22 protein-coding genes are annotated in these 23,129 nt (G+C 30.3%); 1 reads left to right on the top strand and 21 read right to left on the bottom strand.

Features of this window, described 5'->3' with window-relative positions; translation table 11 throughout:
- Nucleotides 1–16: 16 nt before the first annotated feature.
- From cobK to RR561_RS06140, 21 genes are all read right to left on the bottom strand, one after another.
- On the bottom strand, nt 17–781 hold the full coding sequence (gene cobK, locus RR561_RS06240) for a precorrin-6A reductase (RefSeq protein WP_332506693.1): 765 nt from the start codon (nt 779–781) through the stop codon (nt 17–19).
- Entirely contained in the window at nt 778–1,503 is a 726-nt protein-coding gene (gene cobJ / locus RR561_RS06235) for a precorrin-3B C(17)-methyltransferase (protein ID WP_332506692.1), read from the bottom strand. Before cobJ ends, cobK begins: the two co-directional genes overlap by 4 nt.
- Nucleotides 1,500–2,564: a cobalt-precorrin 5A hydrolase gene (locus RR561_RS06230; RefSeq protein ID WP_332506691.1), complete on the bottom strand. Its 1,065-nt coding sequence runs from the start codon at nt 2,562–2,564 to the stop codon at nt 1,500–1,502. Before RR561_RS06230 ends, cobJ begins: the two co-directional genes overlap by 4 nt.
- A 126-nt stretch (nt 2,565–2,690) precedes the next feature.
- On the bottom strand, nt 2,691–3,455 hold the full coding sequence (locus RR561_RS06225) for a cobalt-precorrin-4 methyltransferase (protein ID WP_332506690.1): 765 nt from the start codon (nt 3,453–3,455) through the stop codon (nt 2,691–2,693).
- Nucleotides 3,456–3,638: 183 nt separating this feature from the next.
- Complete coding sequence (locus RR561_RS06220) at nt 3,639–4,202, bottom strand: decarboxylating cobalt-precorrin-6B (C(15))-methyltransferase (protein ID WP_332506689.1); 564 nt, start codon at nt 4,200–4,202, stop codon at nt 3,639–3,641.
- 452 nt (nt 4,203–4,654) lie between these two features.
- A complete protein-coding gene (gene cbiE / locus RR561_RS06215; protein ID WP_332506688.1) occupies nt 4,655–5,266 on the bottom strand; it encodes a precorrin-6y C5,15-methyltransferase (decarboxylating) subunit CbiE in 612 nt (203 codons plus the stop codon).
- 183 nt (nt 5,267–5,449) lie between these two features.
- The gene (gene cbiD, locus RR561_RS06210) at nt 5,450–6,640 is read right to left on the bottom strand and encodes a cobalt-precorrin-5B (C(1))-methyltransferase CbiD (protein ID WP_332506687.1); all 1,191 of its coding nucleotides are present in this window, start codon (nt 6,638–6,640) and stop codon (nt 5,450–5,452) included.
- 90 nt (nt 6,641–6,730) lie between these two features.
- A complete protein-coding gene (locus tag RR561_RS06205) occupies nt 6,731–7,291 on the bottom strand; it encodes a DJ-1 family glyoxalase III (protein WP_332506686.1) in 561 nt (186 codons plus the stop codon).
- Nucleotides 7,292–7,424: 133 nt separating this feature from the next.
- Nucleotides 7,425–8,063, bottom strand: coding sequence for a cobalt-precorrin-8 methylmutase (locus tag RR561_RS06200; protein ID WP_332506685.1), 639 nt, complete (start codon nt 8,061–8,063; stop codon nt 7,425–7,427).
- A complete protein-coding gene (locus RR561_RS06195) occupies nt 8,064–8,984 on the bottom strand; it encodes a GHMP family kinase ATP-binding protein (protein ID WP_332506684.1) in 921 nt (306 codons plus the stop codon). It lies immediately after the preceding gene.
- Nucleotides 8,985–9,295: 311 nt separating this feature from the next.
- Nucleotides 9,296–10,396 (bottom strand): pyridoxal phosphate-dependent aminotransferase, encoded by a 1,101-nt coding sequence (locus tag RR561_RS06190; RefSeq protein ID WP_332506683.1) that lies wholly within the window; start codon nt 10,394–10,396, stop codon nt 9,296–9,298.
- Between the two features lie 411 nt (nt 10,397–10,807).
- Nucleotides 10,808–11,764 carry an adenosylcobinamide-phosphate synthase CbiB gene (gene cbiB, locus RR561_RS06185; protein ID WP_332506682.1) on the bottom strand — a complete coding sequence of 319 codons (957 nt, stop codon included), beginning with the start codon at nt 11,762–11,764 and terminating at the stop codon, nt 10,808–10,810.
- A gap of 156 nt (nt 11,765–11,920) precedes the next feature.
- Complete coding sequence (locus RR561_RS06180; protein ID WP_332506681.1) at nt 11,921–13,300, bottom strand: cobyrinate a,c-diamide synthase; 1,380 nt, start codon at nt 13,298–13,300, stop codon at nt 11,921–11,923.
- 226 nt (nt 13,301–13,526) lie between these two features.
- Nucleotides 13,527–15,149 (bottom strand): cobyric acid synthase, encoded by a 1,623-nt coding sequence (locus RR561_RS06175; protein WP_332506680.1) that lies wholly within the window; start codon nt 15,147–15,149, stop codon nt 13,527–13,529.
- Nucleotide 15,150: 1 nt separating this feature from the next.
- Nucleotides 15,151–15,813: a histidine phosphatase family protein gene (locus RR561_RS06170; protein WP_332506856.1), complete on the bottom strand. Its 663-nt coding sequence runs from the start codon at nt 15,811–15,813 to the stop codon at nt 15,151–15,153.
- An 84-nt stretch (nt 15,814–15,897) separates the two neighbouring features.
- Nucleotides 15,898–16,671, bottom strand: a complete 774-nt coding sequence (cobS, locus tag RR561_RS06165; protein WP_332506679.1) for an adenosylcobinamide-GDP ribazoletransferase — start codon at nt 16,669–16,671, stop codon at nt 15,898–15,900.
- 431 nt (nt 16,672–17,102) lie between these two features.
- Nucleotides 17,103–17,660, bottom strand: coding sequence for a bifunctional adenosylcobinamide kinase/adenosylcobinamide-phosphate guanylyltransferase (locus RR561_RS06160; protein ID WP_332506678.1), 558 nt, complete (start codon nt 17,658–17,660; stop codon nt 17,103–17,105).
- 15 nt (nt 17,661–17,675) lie between these two features.
- Nucleotides 17,676–18,755 carry a nicotinate-nucleotide--dimethylbenzimidazole phosphoribosyltransferase gene (gene cobT / locus RR561_RS06155; RefSeq protein ID WP_332506677.1) on the bottom strand — a complete coding sequence of 360 codons (1,080 nt, stop codon included), beginning with the start codon at nt 18,753–18,755 and terminating at the stop codon, nt 17,676–17,678.
- A gap of 134 nt (nt 18,756–18,889) precedes the next feature.
- A complete protein-coding gene (locus RR561_RS06150; RefSeq protein WP_332506676.1) occupies nt 18,890–20,038 on the bottom strand; it encodes a S41 family peptidase in 1,149 nt (382 codons plus the stop codon).
- A gap of 235 nt (nt 20,039–20,273) precedes the next feature.
- Nucleotides 20,274–21,218: a transketolase family protein gene (locus RR561_RS06145; protein WP_332506675.1), complete on the bottom strand. Its 945-nt coding sequence runs from the start codon at nt 21,216–21,218 to the stop codon at nt 20,274–20,276.
- Between the two features lie 9 nt (nt 21,219–21,227).
- Nucleotides 21,228–22,040 (bottom strand): transketolase, encoded by an 813-nt coding sequence (locus RR561_RS06140; RefSeq protein ID WP_332506674.1) that lies wholly within the window; start codon nt 22,038–22,040, stop codon nt 21,228–21,230.
- Between the two features lie 712 nt (nt 22,041–22,752).
- On the opposite strand from RR561_RS06140, the gene acpS reads away from it, so the two are divergent.
- On the top strand, nt 22,753–23,124 hold the full coding sequence (gene acpS / locus RR561_RS06135; RefSeq protein WP_332506673.1) for a holo-ACP synthase: 372 nt from the start codon (nt 22,753–22,755) through the stop codon (nt 23,122–23,124).
- Nucleotides 23,125–23,129: the final 5 nt, after the last annotated feature.

Genomic DNA, 23,129 nt, shown 5'->3' with positions numbered 1-23,129 from the left:
CACCTCTTTTCATTTTTTATCCAAATATTAAACTTTCTTCTATTTCATCTATTTCATGAACTACCCTTTGATAGTCTATTGTTTTTCTCTTTATTATAATAATTGGTATGCCAACCTCTGCACAAGCTTCTATTTTATCCAAAAAACCACCTGCAAAGCCACTTTCCTTCGTTATAACAACATCTACTTTGGCATGTTTTAATATCGCAACATTTATTTCCTTGCTAAATGGACCTTTTATGGCTAATATATTATCCGCATTTAATCCCATTGCTTCACAATTTCTAAGAACATCACTAGTTGGAAGAACTCTAGCTGTAAGTGTTTTTGATTTTAATAGCTTTACATATGTTCCTAAGTTTTTACTACCAGTTGCAATAAATACATTTTCCCACTCTTCATGATTCATAATCATGTTACAAGCTTCTTCTGTAGTATCCACCACAAACTCGCCCTGATATTTTATTTCTTCCAATAAGGATTTTCTTTCAAATCTTATGTATTTAATATCAGCTTCCTCACAAGCATCCATTGCATTTCTTGATACTTCTACCGCATATGGATGAGTTGCATCTATTACCTGTCTTATCTCATGTTCTACTATGAATTTTACCATTTCTTCTTTATCCATCTTACCATTTACTATTTCTTTTGCATGTGATTCAGCTAGTTCTCTACCAAATTCGGTTGCAACTGATAGTACAAAATCGTTTATTCCTATCTCAGACAAGCGATCACAAATCTTTAAGCTATCTGATGTTCCTCCTAGAACTAGTATCATATATTATACCCCCTCGGTGTCACTATTTTCCCATTATCTATATAAGACTCTTTATTACCGACTATTACCATTGTAGACATATCACATATTTCATAATTCATATCCTTGAGATTCATTATATATACTTCTTGATTGTCCCTACCTGCATTTTTTACTATTCCTACAGGTGTATCTGCTGACTTGTATTCAGCCATTATTTCAAATGCTCTCTCCAGATGCTCGCTTCTTCCCTTACTTCTCGGATTGTATATACATATTACAAAGTCAGCATCAGAAGCCAGCTTTATTCTTTTCTCTATAATGCTCCAAGGAGTCATTAGATCACTCAAACTTATCTGACAAAAGTCATGCATAAGTGGAGCACCAAGTACTGAAGCTGCAGATATGCTTGATGTCACACCTTGAACTATCTTAACTTCCTCTTTTATAGTTCTTTTAGAGTTAAGTTCTAAGATTAGTCCAGCCATTCCATACACTCCAGAATCTCCACCACTTATTAGGGCGACTTTTTTGCCCTTACTAGATAGGTCTAGCGCTTCTAGACATCTTTCTTTTTCTTGACGCATTCCATTTTCTATTACTATTTTATCAACTAATAGATGTCTTATTAGTTTGATGTAAGTCTTGTATCCCACTATAGTATCACACTCTTTGATAGCTTCTAAAGCTTCTTGTGTCATATATTTTTCACTTCCGGGTCCTGTACCTACTACATAAATCATTTTTTCCTCCCAATTGAAACTGTAATTCCATTTGACTTATATTTTTCCGCTATTATATTTCCATCAGATACTATATGGCATGCTGGCTCCGATACACAATATACTCCAACTGTTTTTTTTACAAAGTTGGAACTTTCATATAGGCTATCATACAATGATAAATCTTCTGGACTAAAAAATATCTTTTCTATATTATATTTATGTGCAAAATCTATAATGCACTTTTCATTTTTTTTTACATCTATGCTAGCGATGGTTTTTATTGATTTAATAGAAATATTATTACTCGACAAATATTTTATAATGTTTTTTTCAAAAATATCTGATGCTATATTTCTTCTACAACCAACTCCAAGCATGTTTTTTCTCGGAATAATTTTTATAACTTCCTCATCAAACATTGAGAGAACTCTCTCTTCATCACTTATTATAACAAAGCTTTCTTGATTAGCTACTAATCCTCTGTTTATATATTCTTTCTCAAAACTTTTTATACTTTTGAAAATGTTAAACCCATTCAACATGTTTTCCAGCAAATATACATAGTCGCTTTGAATATATATATTTACAGCATTTCCTTTTACTAAAGAGCTATTCACGTTCAGACACGCTTTTCTTAAGCTATCTAAATCTGCATCTAATTTCTTGGCTATTAAATCAAGCGATCCCTTGTTATTTATATCTGTAGCTGTTGTTATTACAGGATTTGCTCTTAGTTTTTCTGCTAATATCTTTGTCAGGTGATTGGCTCCAGCTACATGACCACCAATTAAGCTGATTACGTTTAAGCCAAACTCATCTATTACGACAACTCCGGGATCTCTCAGCTTGTCATCTAATAAATCTGCTATTGTTCTTACCACTATTCCCGTTGCCATGATAAAAACCAAAAAATCAGCATTATCAAATATATTTTTTTTATTTGATTTAAATTCTTTATAGGAAATAAGCTCTCCAATGATATCTTCTTCTTCAAACTTGACATCTTTCATAGAAATATTATTTAACCTTTTTGCCAGATCCTCCGAATTTTTTGTTATATAAATATACTTGATAACCATACTATCACCTCTTTTTTAGAAAATACTCTTGGTTTTCTAATCTATATATAAGCACCCATGTATCATATTATTTTAAAGTATATTTTATATACTTCAAAACACAGAAATTTATTATAGCATAATTTTTTAATCAATTGTAGATTTTCTATAATCATGAGAAAAATTTTTATCGTACAGTTTAGAATAGTTATATTCATCCCCTAAAAAATCTCCAACTAGTATTAAAGCCGTTTTTTTAATAGCTTCTTTTTTTACTTTATCTGCAATATCTGATAGAGTTCCAAAGACTATTTTTTCATCATCCCAAGTTGCCTTGTACACTACTGCCACCGGTGTATTTTCATCATACTCACCTTCTAGCAATTTTTCCACAACTTTATTAATGCCTTGAACTGATAAAAATATTGCCATCGATGTCTTATGTTTTGCAAAAAGTTCTAGCTTTTCAAGCTCTGGTACAGGAGTTCTTCCTTCCATTCTTGTTATAATTAGACTTTGAGATATCTCTGGTACTGTATATTCTATCCCTAAAGATGCTGCAGCTCCCAAAAAAGAACTTACCCCTGCTATACTCTCATACTCTATATTCAATTTTTTAAGTTCTTCAGCCTGTTCTCTTATAGACCCATATATCGATATATCACCAGTCTGAAGTCTTACCACTATTTTATCTTGACTGGCTCCCAAGCTCATTACTTCTATTATTTCATCTAAGGTCATAGTTGCACTGTCGTATATATGGCAATCTTTTTTGCAGTATTCTAAAAGCTCTGGATTAACCAAAGAACCTGCATAGATTACTATATCTGCTTTTGAAAGAAGCTTATAACCTTTAAGTGTGATTAACTCTTTATCTCCCGGCCCTGCCCCTACAAAATATATTTTCTCCATATTATCACCTTTTTTCTCATTTATCTATTTTTATATCAAGTTTTGATACTATTTTCAATACTAATACTATTTTCAGTTACTATTGTCTTTTTAGAAATATGTTTTTCAATTTTTCAATTTTTCAATTTTTAAATCCTTTTATTTCTTTATCATAAAACTATAAATATTTTATTTTAACTGCTATTACTTACTTGCCGAAACTATAAATATTGGATTTTGTGGTTTAAAATAATTTCCTCTTCCCAATTTTTCCATATTTGAAACAGAAATCTGACTCACTTCAATATTATTATACCCACAGCCTTTTAGTATAGATTTACATTCAAAAAAGCTCTCCAAAAGAATAAAGTTTGCCACTATTTTTCCACCATTTCTTAAAATTGAGTGAGACCAAATTAGTATTTCTTTTAAATTATTCTTACTACCACCTATAAATATAGCATCTATTTCTTTAAAATCAATTTCATTTTTATTTAATGGTGCCATAGCTTTAATTTGCTTAACGTTTTTAAGATCAAATTTTTCTATATTTTTTCTAGTTAATTCATAAGCAGATTCGTTTGCCTCTACAGCTATTACCTCAAGATTTGAATATTTGATGGCAGCTTCTACAGTTATACTTCCTGTACCTGATCCAATATCTATAAGCTTCTTTGCTTTAAGTAGTTCCAATTTAGAAATAGACACTGCCCTTATCTCTTCTTTCGTGATGGGAACTTCTCCTATTATAAACTCACTATTTTTCATTTTTATCTCCATAAATAATTTTTCTATAACAAAAGCTATAAAAATTATATTCTTTTTTATTTTTTTACTATCAACTTTATTACACAACCTTATATTAATACCCTTTTATTTTTTCTTTAGCTAGAAAATTGTTATATTTTTAGATGTTCATGCTATATTGTTTTTATAAATTTAAGATTTTTAATTAGTGTTTTGATTTCACTTTGCTCTTTTTAATTGATACTTATTTTACTACTTTCACTTCTCTTTGCAATTTTTCTTTAATACCAATTTTTCTTTAATGCCTATTTTACTTTTCCTTATATTTTTACTTAGTACTCAATTTACTAATTTCATTTCACTTTGCAATTTTTCTTTAATGCCTATTTAAACTTTTCCTTATATTTTTACTTAGTGCTTACTTTACTGCTTTTATTTTTACTTTATGCTTATCTATTTATTTTTCACTTTGCTTAGTCTTTAATTTTCATTAAAATTATAACTGCCATATCATAGTCTTTTCTATTTATTTCATTTGAATTAGTGATGGTTAATATTTCATTAGAATAGGATAAATTTTCGCCTATATATATATTATAGTTTAAATTTCTTTTTCTAATCTCTTGAGATATTTCATAAGGCCCTATATTTTTATCTGTTACCATAGCTATTTTATCATGCATAAATATAAAATTATAATTTGGGTTTCTTCCATGTGAACTGCTTATATAAACATCGTTCATATCTAGTTTAAAAGCAGAGAATGCATATTGAATGGAGCTAATACCTGATATAACTTCTATATCCAGTATATTCCCCAGCTCTCTTTTAATATAAGACGCTATACCGTATATAGACGGATCACCCGATGCCAATATTACAATATCTTTTTGCTTATTATCGATAATATAGTTTTTCATTTCCTTTAAATCCGCTGAAAGATAAAATTTTTCTTTATTATTTTCACTCAGTGACTCCATGTTTCTTTTTCCAGCAATTACTATTTCAGACCTATCAATTACATCTTTTGCAATTTCTGTCATGTACTTTCTATTTCCTGGTCCTATACCTACAATATACAACATTTATTTCTCCTAATTTTCATCTTTTTTATGAAATTTATATAGAAGTCAGCACTTAATTATAAATAAAATCATAAAAAATAATTATATATAATAACACGAATATACTTTCACTAAGATTTCTTGATTTATATATTTTTATTAACTCATATATTACTTTTATTAAGCAGATGCCATCTGACATATTTACTTATTTTGATTAATCAATATATCAAAATTTGTTTTTCCTATACCCAAAAGTTCACCATCCATAGAAAACATAAAAACCTCTAACTTTATATTTTCTTTTCCTTCTCTTAGATAGTTCCATGCTCTATCAGATGCCTTTTGAGATAAAGCATGAAAGACTTCTTCCATATTATTTTCTTTTATTATTTTTATCATAGCATCTGTTGTAAGACAATTTTCTACTTCTTTTAGCAGCTCTACACCTGCTCCCATTAATGCCAAATTTGCTATCATTATTTCTTTTCTTGCGTCCGCTACCCTGCTATGGGTGTTTGTAATACCTGCAGACAACTTAATTAACTTCCCTATATGACCTGCTATTGTTATCTTTTTAAATCCTAGTCTCTTACATTCCATCAACATATAGCCCACAAAGTTACTCATTTTGACTATATTTTGGGGATCTTGCCCATAGTCTTTGGTCATTTTTTCATAGCCAATATTTCCTGGCACCAAGACTATTTCCTTTAACCCCTCTTCTTTTTTGATTGATAATTCAGCTGAAAGAGCCTTCTTCCAACCTTCTTCACTCATTGGTTCTACTATTCCGCTCGTTCCTATTATAGATATACCTCCAACTATCCCAAGATTTGAATTAAAAGTATCCAATGCTATTTTTTCACCCATCGGTGCAGATATTGTCACCAAAATTTTCTTGTTTTCTAGCCATTTCTTAATATCTATGCAGTTCTCTTCTATAATATTTTGAACTTCTTTAGATATCATTTTTAAAGGTACAGGGTTAATAGCAGGTCTTCCTACTTCTGTACTTAGTCCCTTTTTTGTAACGATACCTATTCCAAAACCTGAACTTATTTCTAAATAATCAAGAATCTTCACAGCACAAATAGTGGGAATATCCTCTGTATTAATTATTTCCACTTTAGAATAAATTTCCATATTATTCGTCGCATCAATATCATCTCCTGCATCTTTTCTGACACAACATTGAGCCGACTCTTTTCCAATTTTCTGATTAAATATATCAATAGAAAGATTTATTCCTTTTGGTGTAGAAATCTCTACATTGTCTATTTTGACACCTGTAATCATCATTGTGAGGGCTGCCTTAGTAGCAGCCGCTGCACATGATCCAGTTGTATATCCTCTTTTATATTTTTTTCCATCTACATATACGTATTTTTCCATTTTATTTCCCTAAAATATGATAATACACTCAAAATATATACAACTTATATATTTAGTATTTAAATATCCTCAATTATCAAATAATACTTTTTAATTTATTATATAATTTGCTAGAGTATCTTCCTTTATTTTTTCAGCCATTTCCTTGCCCGCAATATATTCAATAATAGAATATGCAAATAATGTTGCTGTAGCTGGTCCTCTAGATGTAATTACATTATTGTATACAACCACTGCTTCTTCTCTAAATTTTTTAAAATTCATCTGTTCTTCTAATCCTGGAAATATTGTTCCTTCAATATGTTCGGCCACTCTTGCAGCCTTTAAAACCAAAGGACTTGCACAAATTGATGCTACCAATTTTTTTTCATCAAAGAACATTTTCACAACCTCTAATACATTTGAATCTTCTTTTAGCATCATAGTGCCTGGATACCCTCCTGGAGTAACCACACCGTCATAATCACCTAGGTTGACATCTTCTAACAGTTTGTCTGCCTTTATAATTATATCGTGATCCCCTTTAGTTTCCAGATTATCAGTGATCGATACCATGTCGACTTCTATCTCTGCTCTTCTACAAAAGTCCACTACTGTTAATGCTTCAATTTCTTCATATCCATTTGGAAGTAATACCATTATTTTACTCATTTACGAACACCTCTTTCTAAAATATACAAATTTAACTGTGGTCTTATACAAATTTCTAATATATATAATATATTTACAACACTTCTTAAGCATTGTTTTCATACCTCAATTATTTCTATACCTAAGACAGCTTCTATCTAAAGTAATAGTACAGTATCGCATTTATTATTGCAGCGGCTAAATTACTTCCGCCCTTTCTTCCTTGAGAAACTATACACTCTATGTCTGAGTTTATCAATTCTTCCTTTGAATCTTCTGCGCCTACAAATCCTACTGGCACACCTATAATTGCACTTGCATTTAGCCTAGATTGCTTATGTTTTTCTATCGCTCTATAGACTGCTGTTGGAGCATTTCCAAATATAAATATCTTTGAACTCTCATCTTTTGCAGCAATATCTACCGCGGCCATAGATCTAGTAATCTGCTTTTCTTTAGCAAGATTTACAGTTTTTTCATCTGATATTAAACAAGAATACTTACACCCTATACGATCTAATATCCTTTTATTTATACCACTTAAGGCCATATTTGTATCTGTATATATTGATGCCTTATTATTTAGAGCATCTACAATATTTTCAACTGCTTTATCAGAAATCTTTAATATATCCAAATACTCAAAATCAGCTGTAGTATGTATGGCTCTTTTTATGATCATCTCTTCTATCTCATTTTTAAACTTATATTCAGGTCTTGTTTCTTCTATTATACCTTGAATAATTTCAAAGCTTCTTTCTTCTATTTTTCCAGGATTTTTAATATATTCCATCTACTTTAATTTCCCCTTTCTCAATCCACCTTTTACAATATTTCTTATATATTGTTTCTTGTAGACACTAGAAATTTCCGAGTTTTTGATTTCGTGGATCAACCTTTCTGTATCGGTCCTTTCATCTATGGAAATTCCTACCACGGTTCCAGTGTGTGAGATATTCAAAAAACCAGATTGACATTCCCTAGATAATTTTATCAATTCACGCAAATATGGTGTTTTTTTGATACTTTCATTTGCTAGAGCACTATTTTCACAAGCCCTTTTAAGTAGTTCTTTATCCTGATTCTTTATACCGTAACTGAGCATTTCAAAGGACTTTTGAGTGATTGATTTATTCTCTCTTAAAATTTTATAATATTCCTTATGTCCTCTTATTTTCATAGTATTTATTCTATTTTCTGGTTCAAGTATCAAAATTTTCTTATATGGAATATAACCTAAGGAATCTCTTCTTTCACCGTTTATTGGGTCAAATATACATACCTCTGGATAAAATATAGAATCCGTCGGCTCAATTTTTGCAACAAGCCTTGATATTTCATCAGGACTCATATCTTTATCCAAATAATCCAGAGTAGCCATTATACAAGCACCTATATCAGCCGTTGAACTCGCCATTCCTTTTCCTATTGGTATATTCGACCTTATGCTAATATGTATATTTTCCACTTGATTTTTATCCATACCAAAATGTTCAAACACAAGGGCTGAGGCTTCTATGGATTTGCTTTTTCTAGGTCGAGAGAATTTTTTATTTGATTTCTTTTCAGAAACGATTGCCCTCGAATACAGATCTACACAGTATGAACTTATATATTCATTTTTACCAATATATCCTTGCACTAGTTCTCCACAAGTACCTGGACAAGATCCATATCCTATTTTCATCCACAGCGAAATAATCATCACATTCATGTAAATATATATAACATCATATTACATATAAAATATTTATTTTGATATGAGATTATTTCTCCCCCTCTCGCTTTAAAATTATTTTTAGAGTCACATTTCCATATATTTTTAACTTCATTACTTTATTTTTATTTATTTGCCTTATTTTCACTTCATTACTTTATTTTTATTTATTTGCCTTATTTTCACTTCATTGCCTTATTTTTTAACTTTATTCCTTTTCCTATTTTATTTCATTATTTTTTATTTTATTTTATGACTATTGATTTATATCTTATTTATTATTATCTGTTTTGCTATAAAATACATCACTATTTATTAAAAACATCATTTAATGCTTCAATCAATATTCTATTGTCATTATGTCTCTTAACCGCAACTCTAAAGAAATTAGAGTTTAATCCTAGAAAATTGCTGGCATCTCTTATCACTATTCCATGTTCAAATACCAATTTTTCTTTTAATTCTCTGGCATCATACTTACAGTCCTCATTTATTTTAGACAATATAAAGGCAGAATCTGTTTCATATACCTTTATAGATTTTATTTTTTCTAACTCTTCTACTAAATATTTTCTTTCTTCTCTGTAGAAGTTTCTAGATGATTCTCTGAACTTATCATCTTTTAAAAGTTCTACCCCTAAATTTGCTGCAATAGAGTTGATTGTCCAAGGTTCTTTTATTCTCAACAACTCTTCAATATGAGAACTATTTCTGCTAATCATATATCCCAATCTAATACCTGGCAATCCATAAAATTTAGTAATTGCTCTTAAAACATATATATCTGTGTAATTGTAATTTAATACTGTATAGTTTTCATAGTCATCACAAAACTCTATAAAAGTTTCATCTACAACTAGTTTAATAGAATTTTCCTTACAAAATTCTACTATTTTTTCTAGGTTTCTTATTTTCCCATCTGGATTATTAGGATTACATAAAAAAAGTGCATCCAAATCTTTATACTCATCCATCTTTGGACTTGAGAAATCCGGATACTCAAAGCTATTTCCTACTTCAAGCATCTGGATTTCTACGTGATCTTTCCCCAATACACTAGCAGCTCTTCTGTACTCACTAAAAGTAGGGCATATTATACCGATCTTGCCCTCAATAGACCTCATAAACAAGTATATTAGCTCTGTTGCACCATTCCCTACACATATATTATTTAAATTAAATACAAAGTCACATTTTCTGTTATCTCTTACTACATGTTCAGCTACAGCATTTCTTAGCTTTACATAATCTATGTCTGGATATTTTCTTATGTCTTCTATGTCATCTATGATATGTATTACAGTATCTTCTGGTGTGAATGGATTTATATTGGAACTAAAATCGACCAATTCACCTTTTATATGGTACTTTCTTTTGATTTTTTCCAAATCCGCTCCGTGCTTAAACATATACTCCACCTCTCTATGCCAATAGACAATAGTTGCTTATTATATACTACCAGTGTCTTCCCCTTTGCATACCTGTATTTTATATTAATAGTCTTAATCTACTCTTTTTTTCTTAAATAAAATCTTAAAATTTATATAATTCGACTTATATACCTATTATACATCATATAATGACTTTTTTTATATTTTTTTCAATATAAGAAATGCTTTAATCTTTTTTTAAACTTTTTCTATCCATTTACAGTTTTAAGTTAACATTACCATCCGTATTTTATAATATAAATAGCTATTACAAAATAATTGTTCTATATACCACAATTTATTTTGTAATAGCTATTTTTACTATAATTATTTATTTTTATATAATCATCTTTCGCAATAACTTTCTAATCTTTATTACTTGATAACTTGTTAAAACAAAACTTTCTTTAAAGAAAAGCTAACAACCAAAAACAACAGCAATGATATAAAAGTAGACATATATAAAAGTTTATTTGTTCTCAATATATCTTCTTTTACTATTTCTCTTTTTTTGTCACCTATGGTTGGCTTATATACTTTTTGACCAAAGTATATATTTGTCCCACCTAGCTCAATTCCCAAGGCTCCTGCTACTGCTGCTTCTGAATAAGCACAGTTTGGGCTCTTATGATTTTTCCTGTCTCTTATGGCTATTTTTATACAAGATTTATAATCATACCTAAGTATAAAACTCGCTATTGTAAAACTTATAACTGATATTCTAGCTGGTATATAATTAAATACATCATCTAATCTGGCAGCTACCATACCAAAATCAATATATCTTTCATTTTTATAACCTATCATTGAGTCCATTGTATTAACAGCTTTATATACCATCGATAGTACTGGACCACCTATAAAAGCGTAAAACATTGGCGAAATTGTACCATCAACTGTATTCTCAGCAATTGTTTCTACTGTTGCCCTAATAATTTCTGATTCATCTAGAGAAGATGTATCCCTTCCAACTATATATGAAAGTTGTTTTCTCGAAATTTCTATGTCTTTTTTTTCGAACGTATCATATATTTTTCTACCCTCATCTGCAAGGCATTTCGTAGACATACAGGTACACACTATAAATGATGAAATAAATATCTTAAAATATACATTTATACTTGCAAGCTTACACACAATATAAGTTATCAAAGCCACAGATGATATAAGTATCAAACAAAGTAATGCACCCGCCAATTTTAGATTTATATTAAGTTTTCTTAAACTTTTTTCAAGCTTAGAGATTAACTTTCCAATATAAATCACTGGATGTGGAAAACCATATGGATCACCAACTATTAAGTCTATAAAGTAGGCAATTGTACTCACTAACGCAAATATCTCCATACTACCCCCATCAACTTATTTTTTTAAATATCCTGTCTTAATTATTAATTTTAAATTTATTACTAACACTGGCATAAATACACCTATAATATATATTATTTTCAAATAAATTTTTTTAGATTTATAATTCTATTTTATATATTTGATATTAGCATTTTATACATTTTTTACATTACTTAATAAGTAACAAACCATACTTAAATTGTTATAAAAATGAATATGTAGATAACTAGCAAGAGTACTATTTACATAATATCCGCCTTCCCATTCCTCTACTACTTCACCTTCTACTATTTTCTTCATATCAAAAGCTGTATCTAAATCCGAATAAAATTCAGAACTATGAAATTCATGTCCACTCATTTCCTGTCCTTTATATGAGATTAAATTATCTTCTTTTGCAACTGCAATACAGTAACCAAATCTTTTAAGGCCCTTCTTCATTTCACTATGACCTGATATTGCACCTACCATCTCATACTTATTTCCATCCATATCTATTAGAAAATCTCCTAAATACATCAATCCACCACACTCCGCATATATTGCAACGCCATCATCGTGTGCTTTTTTCATAGATTTTCTCATACTAATATTCTCTTCTAATTCTTTGGCAAATATTTCAGGGAATCCTCCACCAATATATATCAAGTCTGCTTCTGGAAGTTCTTTATCATTTATTGGTGAAAATGTAATTATATTTGCTCCAATTTCTTTAAACAAATCGATATTATCCGCATAATAGAAATTAAAAGCTTTGTCATATGCTACTGCGACAGTCTTTCCCTCTGCCAAAGCTCTTACTTCTGGATCTTCAGAAAACATATTTAACTCAAAAGATGAACTGATATTTTCACTTTCTGATAATTCTATAATTCTATCAATATCTATATGCTCTTCCATACCTTCAGCGATTATATTTATTTTTTCTTCTAAGCCTTCTATCTCATTGCTAGGAAAAAGACCCAAGTTTCTAGATTCAACCTTCACCTTTTCATTAGGAGGAAGATAGCCCAACACTTCTATTCCACAATACTTTTCTATAGAATCTTTAATAATATTATAGTGCCTCTTTGTTCTGACATTATTTGCTATTATTCCAACTATCTCAACATCTTTATCAAGCTGCTTATATCCAAGAACCATTGCAGCTGCAGACGCACCCATTCCTTTTCCATCAATTACCAATATCACAGGTGACTTCAATATTTTGGACATCTGTGAAGTAGAATGTTTGTTTATTTCAGAACCTATGCCATCATAGAGTCCCATGACTCCTTCTATTACAGATATATCTTTTCCTTCTGATGAATTTTTAAACACGAACTTAATCTGCTCATCGTCTAACATATATGAATCTAGGTTTCTCGACCACTCTCCTGTCACAAATCTATGATACATTGGATCTATATAATCTGGTCCTACCTTGAAAGGTTGAACTTTCTTGCCTCTTTTACTTAACGCTTTCATTAAGCCTAAGCTTATAGTTGTCTTTCCAACTCCGCTATAAGTACCTGCAATTAATATTTTTTTCATACTTAATCTACCCTTTTCCTTATACTATTTTCATTTACAACATCGCATAATCCTAACTTTCCTATGTATTGTTTACTTCTATAAAATACTCATTTAAATTTATTTTTGAATATTTTCACTTTCAAACTCACTTCTATTTCTTTATCTAGGATCTATTTTGATATTTATTTGTATTTATATACCTTCTTACACTTCTTTAGGTATATTTCCCCCTTGCACTTATTTTCTATCTATCAAATATAATGCTATACAAGCTATCCATATCAATATTTTTTCTTACTACATTCGCCAATTTATTGTATTCACTTTCCTTTATATCCTCTAGACTATTAATATCTGTCGCTATACTTTCCAAAGATTTTTCTTTTCTTATGTTATTTATCAATGCTACTGTAAATCCTATATTATCAAATAATCCATGACAATATGTTCCTAGGATATGGCCATCTACTATATCATATGCAAAATCTGCCCTTGATAAACTGACCCCTGTGTTTTCTTCTTTATCTTCTATCAACCTTTGCACATGATTATCATTGATTTTTATGTTATTCATGTCTTTCTGTTCTAGGTCTATTACTTTTTCTTTGCTATTATTTTTGTCTATCTTCTTTCCCATATGAAGTTCATATCCTTTAATAGTAAATCCTTCCAAATTTCTAAATAAGCCTTCTTCTTCTCCAAATATACCCTCTACTTGATTTGTTATCTTATGCTTAGAAAATACAGTGCTCATCTTGATATAGCCAAATCCATCTATCTCACCAAGCTTACCGTCACTCCCCATATAATCTTCTATGGTATTTCCCAGCATCTGATACCCACCACATATAGCAATTAATAGTCCTTTTTTGGATACATAGTTATCTATCTCAGTATATAGGCCTGATTCTTTCAAGTATTTCATATCTGAAATAGTCTGCTTACTTCCTGGTATTATTAGCATATCTGGCATATGACAAAGCCCTTCATCATCAAAATAACCTATCTTCTCACCTTTATCAACATATCTAACATTTATTTTTTCTATATGTTCAAATACTTCAAAATCAGTAGAATTTGACATATGTGGAAGTTTGATAATTTCAATATTTACAAAGTCTGCCTTACTTTGAAACACTTTCCTATTAAATTTACTGCTTACTCCATCTTCTTCTTCTATTTTGATATCATAATAAGGTACTACTCCTAAAACCGGAATTTTTATTATATTTTCTAACATTTTTATTCCATCTTTAAAGTACTCTTTATTTCCTCTAAATTTATTTATAATAACGCCTTTTACCTTTTTTCTGTCCTCATTTTTTAAAAGTGCTAAAGTTCCTACAACAGATGCAAACACTCCTCCTCTATCGATATCTGCTATCAAAATTACAGGTGAGTTTGCTATTTCAGCCATCTTCATATTGGAAATATCTACACTGTTAATATTTATTTCAGCAGGGCTGCCAGCCCCTTCTATCACTACCAAATCATTTTCTTTTTCCAAAGTATTAAATATATCTTTTAATACAGGAATCAATTCTATTTTAAAAGTTTGATATTCTTTTGAATGCATATTTCCTATCGATTTACCATTTACTATTATTTGGGATATATGATTTCCACACGGTTTTAAAAGTATCGGATTCATGTATGCTCGAGGAATCTTGTTACATGCCTCTGCCTGAAAAACCTGTGCTCTGCCCATCTCAAGCCCATCTTTATCTATAAAAGAATTTAAGGACATATTTTGAGATTTAAATGGAACTACACTATATCCATCCTGAGTTAAAATTCTACATACAGCTGCAGCTATTACACTCTTTCCAACGTTTGATGCCGTCCCTTGAAACATTATACTCGACATATTAATTGTCCTTTACTATTTTTTTACCTATATGAGGTCTCAATAGTTCCATGTCATAAGGAACGTATCCCAACATTTTTACTACAGGGAAACTTCCCATAAACTCTATAATTGTAACTGTTGCATTTTCTATTCTTATATTCCAATGAAGTCTAAAGCTATCTACAAGTAAGTATGATATTATATTTCTCAATGTTCCCATATGAGCACATATCATCACTGTGTCTACATCTTCACAATCTTTAACTATCTTTTTGAAGGCATTTATGTTTCTATCATAAAACTCTTGTACATCTTCACCTTCTGGGAATCTGAAATCTATCTTTCCTCTCATGAAGTTTTGATAATCATCTGGATAAGTTTCTTTGATTTCATTTAAAGACAACCCATCAAAAATCCCAAAGTTCATTTCATTTAGACCTTCAAGCTTTTCAATTTCTATATTCTGAGAGTTTGCATATTCACCTATAGTTTTACCTGTTCTCTTTAAGATTGAAGTATATATTTTGTCGACCTCAATATTTTTTTTCAAAAACTCGTTTAACTCTTCAGCCTGAATCTTTCCTGTGTCGCTAAGATCTGTATCACTATATCCAGAATATTTTTCTAGCTCATTGTCCTTGGTATGCGCATGTCTTATCAAATATAATTTTTTCATAAACATCTCGGGCAAGTTTCGCCCTCCTCCTTTTATTTTTATTTACACATTCATACTAAACATATATATGCCTATAAAATATATTTCACACTAACTCATTACTAGTAGCGTAAATATAATAAATACTATTTCTCCCATTTCAATTGAACAACCTAGTATATCTCCAGTGAGTCCATCTATCTTTTTATAGGACTCTCTCCTAATAAGTATGCTGACTAAAATGCTCACTGCTACTCCCAAAACTGCTTTACTAGAAGTTAGCAAATCATTTGAGATTACAAAGCAAGATACAAATACAGTAACAACTGTTATAGCTATAGCCCCTAGCAGATTTGCTAGATTGCATTTGCCTATAAAGAGTTCTCCCATTCCTTTTGGCCTTGCAGATACCGATTTATAAGACATAATCAGTGCAGACAGTCTTCCTACTACTGGCATTGAAAATATCGCCCAAATGATATCAGTATTGATTGCTAGATAGACCCCTGATAGCTTTATTATAATTAAAAATGTAATTGCTAAGATTCCATTTGTGCCCATTGTTGGATCCTTCATAATTTCTAGTATCCTATCTTTTGGTCTATAGCTAAACAGACCATCAAATGTATCACCAAAACCATCTATATGAAGTCCTCCTGTAAGCATGACTTCCACAAGTACTATCAATATAGCAATCAATATGGACAATTCATCTGTAGAAAAAAAATAGTTTGACACTTCATAGATTGCAATCAATACAATCCCTATAACTATACCAACTACAGGGAAGTATATCATTGAACTTCCCATATTTTCATCATACTTTAAGTTCTTTTTCACTCTTATCCTTGTAAGAAATTGTAAAAGATTCAAAAATTTGTTCATTAATTATTTACTCCCATACATATAGTGTTTGTATACAGTTTATCATATTTAATTAAATCAAAGCTTAATTCAAGCTAAACTAAAAACCTATATACATAATATATTAATATGAGATTTTTATCAAATATATATTTATTTTCAATTAAGCAAAACTCAATTATATTTTTTGATTTTTAACTTATTCAAAAGCTTTAATAATAGTATTCTATATTGTTAATTTCAATATTTAGCTTTCAAATGTTTTCCCAACTTTTATTACATTGCTAGCTTTCACCAAAACAATGATTCCCATATGAATTTTTTATTGTTAAACTTATGAATTTTATAATATTTTTTGTATTTATACCACTAATGTCTATTTCTATTTAGCAATTATAATATAATTGGTTTTTTCTATAACGGAGTCTCTTTATTTCATTAATTATTTTTCTTTATTTCATTTTTATGGCTATTCCAGATGCTACAAAATAAGCTTCTTTACTTTGTCTTGCTATTTTTTGATTTACTTTTCCACATATATCTGCAAAATATCTAGTTAAACTATTTTCTGATATTCCTCCCAAACCTATTTCATTACTCACAATTATAAAATCACAGTCTGATACTGAGATAGACATCAACAAGTTATCTATTTCTACTTCTATTTTTTTAGATATTTTCTCTCGATCTTTTTTATTATTTATATCAAATGCACTATCTTCAAATATTAAATTTGAAATCAACATTGTAATACAATCTAAAAGAGCAAGTTCATATATAAATTCATTCGAATCTATAATTTTTGATATTTCAGTGTGCTTTTCTATGGTGTCCCAATCTTTATTTTTTCTTCTTGCAACATGCTTTTTTCTTTTTTCTATCATTTCACTATCAAATGGTATCGCAGTAGCTATGTATACAGTTTTTTTATTTTTTTCGGAGCATATTTCTTCCGCAAAAGAACTTTTTCCCGAGCTGATTCCACCTGATATATATATTATCTTTCCCATAATTTATCGTCCTCTTTAGCTCTCTAACTCCATATTTGGCCCCATATATTCTCCTATTGGTTCATCACTAAAACACGCCATATTATTATAGGCAAATATTGCAGAATCTATAATATTCATAGCAAGTGCAGCTCCAGTGCCTTCTCCCAATCTCATATCCAAATCTAATATAGGATCTAAGCCTAACATAGACAGAGCTTCATTTGATCCTATCTCACTAGACAAATGTGATGGTATTATATATTCTATACTCTTTGGATTAATTCTATACGCTATTAATGCAGCTGCATAAGAAATATATCCATCTATTACTACTGGTACTCTATTGGCTGCACACCCAAGTATAACACCTGCAATGCCACCTATTTCAAATCCTCCTACCTTAGATAAAACTTCTATACCATCTGTCGGATTAGGATTATTTATTTCTATGGACTTTCTAATTGTATCTGCCTTGTGTCTTATTTTATCTTCACAAAGACCTGCACCACAATCTGTTACTTCTATAGGATCTTTTCCTGACATTACAGATAATATAGCTGTTGCTGGAGTTGTATTTGATATTCCCATTTCTCCAACACCTATTATTTTATAACCATCTACTATACATCTTTCAGCTACCTCTATTCCTATTTCTATGGACTTTACAGCTTCGTCTACTGTCATTGCAGGTCCAATCGCCATATTGCTAGTACCTTCTCTTATTTTATAGTCCAATACTCCATATATGGATTCTTTTCCTTTCATTCCAATATCTACAGGAACAATATCTGTATTATTAAACTTTGCAAGAGCACCTACTGCACATTTTCCGTTAGTAAAGTTTTGAAACTGTAACCTTGTTATTTCCTGTACTTGAGGAGAAACTCCTTCTTCATATACTCCATGATCCGCTGCAAATGCGATTATACACTTTTTTGGTCTATCTTCTAAGTTTATATTCCCATACACACCCGATAGCATCACTGTTATATCTTCTAGTTTACCTAGTGTATCTTTTGGATGTATTAGTTCATCCCATTTATGTTTTGCCTTTTTCATACTTATATCATCTAATGAATAAATATTTCTCGATATGCTCACCAAAAGATTCATTTATTCCTCCTTAAAACTTCGCTTTATATTTTTGTTATTTTTATTTTAAAATTACCTATTACTCTATTATAATCTTTTTTTCCATATTTAAATATAACCTTCCAGAATTTTTTCCAGAAGGTTATATTTAAATATTACTTTATCTTTTCTTTCATATATTCCACTGCTTTTGGAAGCTGCTTGTCTGTATCTTTGACTTCTATGTTTGGCTTGATTCCCTTTTTATTTATATAGTCACCATTTGGAGTAAAATATTGAGCTGTTGTTAGCTTATATCCACTTCCATCTTTTAATTGAACTACACTTTGAACCAATCCCTTACCATAAGTAGTCTTACCTATAGATATACCTGCTTTATTATCAACTATGGCACCTGTAAGTATTTCTGATGCAGATGCTGAATACTCATTAGTTAGTATTGCTATTGGTATATCAACCTTTTCTTTATTATCGCTTCTTAGATAATCCTTCTTACCCTTGTTGTCCTTAGTGTAGACTATTACGCCTTCGCCTAAAAGTCTGTCAGATATGTTTTTGACTACATCCAAATATCCGCCACCATTATTTCTAACATCAAGTATAAGTCCCTTTACATTTTTCTTTTCTAGGGAATCTAAAGCTTTTTCAAAATCTTTATCTGTATCTTCATCAAAACTGGTTATTTGTATATAACCTATGTTATCATCTATTACTTTACTAGATACTGAGTCTAGTTTGATCTCTTTTCTCTGAATCTTTTTTTCTAATGTTTTTCCTTCTCTAAGGAAGGTAACATTCGTATATGTTCCAGCCTCGCCACGCATGTTTTTAACCGCTATATCCATTTCTTGATAGGTATAAGACTTATCTTCTACCTTTATTATCAAGTCTCCCTTTTTTACTCCTGCAGCTTCTGCTGGACCTCCAGGTACAGTTCTTTCTACCTTTATTGCTCCTGTTTCTTTATCAGCTGATACTATTAAACCAATGCCTACGTATTTTCCTGAAGAAACCTCCATTATCTGCTTCATTTCCTCTTTGTTATAATAAGAAGAATATTCATCATCTAATCCATAGAATAGGCCCTTGCACATTCCCTCTTCTAGCTTTTTGTCATCTGGTTTTTTGTAGAAACTATCTTCTACTTCCTCGCCTAGAGCTACTACCTTCATATATTTTTGGTATTCGTCTTTTGGTAAGAATCCTACAAATCCAAAAGTAGTAAGCACAAAGCTTGTGATCATCACTGTAGCAACAACCAGGGCTATAGCACCGAGAATTATTTTTTTCTTATTTTTTTTCATTCTTTATGAGCCATACACTGTTTCTATCATCAGTCCACAGCATCCTCCTCTCACATACGCTTTTCTTCTAAAACCGCGTACAGATATTTATAAATATCTTTTTGAGTTGTTCAATTTATCATTTTATATAATATCTTTTGCAAATTCTAGTTCTCTATATTATATATTTAAAACATTAATTTTTCTATAACTTCTTTCAATGTGTAAATATATTGTTTCTATTAAAGCTCACTGATTACTCAGCTGGCTCCATCTCCATCATCTGCATAGCATTATCATATATATTATCTGCTGTAAGACCATACTGTTCATATAATTCCTCAGTTTTTCCTGACATACCAAATACATCTCTTACGCCTATTTTGTATACCTTTGTAGGTATCGTTTCTGAGACTATCTCAGATACAGCTGAACCTAGACCACCTATTACACTATGATCTTCCACAGTAATTATTCCCCTAGTATTTTGAGCACAGTCTACTATCGTGTCTATATCTATTGGTTTTATTGTAGACATATTTACTACTCTAGCATCTATACCTTCGTCTTTTAATCTATCTGCTGCTTCTATAGCCAAGCTCAACATAGGTCCACATGCAATTATAGACAGATCTTCCCCATCTCTTAATACACTGGCACGCCCTACCTCAAATTTATATTCATCTGTATATATGTTTTTCACATCATCTCTTCCCATTCGAATATATACTGGACCATCTATCTTTGCTGCCAATCTTACAATTTGCTTGGTCTCTTGAGCATCTGCTGGTACAAATACTTTCATATTAGGTAGCACTCTCATTATTGCCAAATCTTCTATTGATTGGTGAGTAGCTCCATCTGGACCTGTCATCAATCCTGCATGAGTCGCACAAAGCTTTACATTTAAATTCGCCATACAAGTCATGTTCCTAATTACTTCATATGCTCTACCTGTCTCAAATACTGCAAAAGAACTAGCAAATACTTTCTTGCCAGTAGACGCTATACCCGATGAGACACCTATTAAATTTTGTTCTGCTATTCCTACGTCCACAAATCTTTCAGAAAATACCTTTTTAAATATATCTGTCTTAGTAGAAGTTGATAAATCTGCATCAACTACAACAATTTCTTGATCTTCTTCTCCCAATTCAACTAGTGTATTCCCAAAAGCTTCCCTCATTGATTCTTTACTCATACACATCACCTATCTTAATTCTTCCATGGCTTTTTTATAATCATCATCTGTAATTTTTTGACTATGCCATTTACATTCATCTTCCATGAAAGATACACCTTTACCTTTTATTGTGTTCGCTATTACCAATACTGGTTTCGAATTTACTTTATCAAAAATATTAAATGCTCCAAATATCTGATCAAAATCATGACCATCTATTTCTATTACATACCATCCAAAAGAAGTAAACTTCTGTGTTATTGATCCTAAGCTCATGACCTCATCTGTTGATCCATCTATTTGAAGTCCATTCATATCTACAATCGCCATAAGATTGTCCAGTTGATACTGCTTGGCAAACATAGCTGCTTCCCAGACCATTCCTTCTTGAAGTTCTCCATCTCCCAAAAGTACATAAACATTATAATTCAATTCATCCATTTTAGAAGCCAAAGCCATTCCACAACCTGCTGACAGTCCCTGACCTAATGATCCTGTAGACATATCTATACCGCTTACTCTCAACATATCAGGACTTCCTTGTAGAGACGAATTTATCTTTCTAAAACCTTCAATTTCCTCTTCCATAAGATATCCTCTTTCGTGTAAGGCTGCATATATTGCTGGAGATGAATGCCCCTTAGACATCACAAATCTATCCCTGTCTATTTTTTTTACTTCTTCAGGATCTATATTCATTCTTCCAAAGTATAGAGCAGTAATAATGTCTACACAAGATAAAGATCCACCTGGATGCCCTGACCCTGCGCTATAGATCATTTTGATCACGTTACGTCTAATATTTTTTGCCTTTTCAGACAGACTATTATAATCAATCATTTTAAAGTCTTCCTTTCATTTTTTTGGGGCAAAACCTATATAGTAAAATCTATTTTTGCATATAGTTTTGATATAAAGTATAAAAAATATTCTTCTATTCTTAATTAAATAGAAATATTTTAAATCAATTTATCTGTAAGGATATATAACCTTTTAAAAACAATTATCATATTACCCTTCAGGGACATGACTTTATATTTTTAAATACATAGATATTTACTGCTTTATATAATCATATATAGATTTCCACTCTTAGCTCTAATTTTTAAGCTACGTTTTTATTATACTATATATCAGAAGTATATACAATAATGTTCATTTTTGAACAATTACATATACTTTCCTTATCTTTTATAGAATTTTTCAAATTATCTATAAATTATAATATTATTTATTATAGATAACCTGAATAGATTTATTTTATTACTAATCACCTTACTTTACTTAACAAAACTATATTGAAATATCATTCATATTTTTGCATTTGATCTCTAATAGAATCATATTGCTTTATACAGATAAATAACCATATCAATATTATGAGCATATAAATAAAATCTATCCTAATTAATTTTTTAATTTTCATTTTTTTTAACATCTGTTCCCGTCTGTAAATATGTTATAATCATAATATATTCAATAAAAACCAGTAATTTATTAATATAATTACTTAAATACATAATATAAACCTAAATTTGAACAGGAGAGAAGAATGATATATGGAATCGGAACAGATATAATAGAAATTGAAAGAATTCATAAAGCACTCAATAGAAATTTAAAATTATTAGATAAGTTGTTTTCAGAAGATGAACTCTTAGTTCTAAAAGAAAAAAATTATAGAGCTGAATCAGTTGCGGGTAATTTTTGTGCCAAAGAAGCTATCGTTAAATCCCTAGGTACTGGACTTAGAGGATTTCCACTAGTAGATGTTCAGATCTTAAGGGACAAACTAAATAAACCTATAGTTGTTCCTAAGGGAAAGTTCAAAGAGTTTTGCGACGAAATGAAAATTTCAGATATTATGGTTTCTATTTCTCATTCTAAAAATTACGCAACTGCAACTGCAATTGCTATAAAGTAAAATTT

The organism is Peptostreptococcus sp., from assembly GCF_036639115.1.
Lineage (GTDB): Bacteria > Bacillota > Clostridia > Peptostreptococcales > Peptostreptococcaceae > Peptostreptococcus.
The sequence above is the reverse complement of the archived record's forward strand: the minus strand, read 5'-3'. Positions and strand labels throughout refer to the sequence as shown.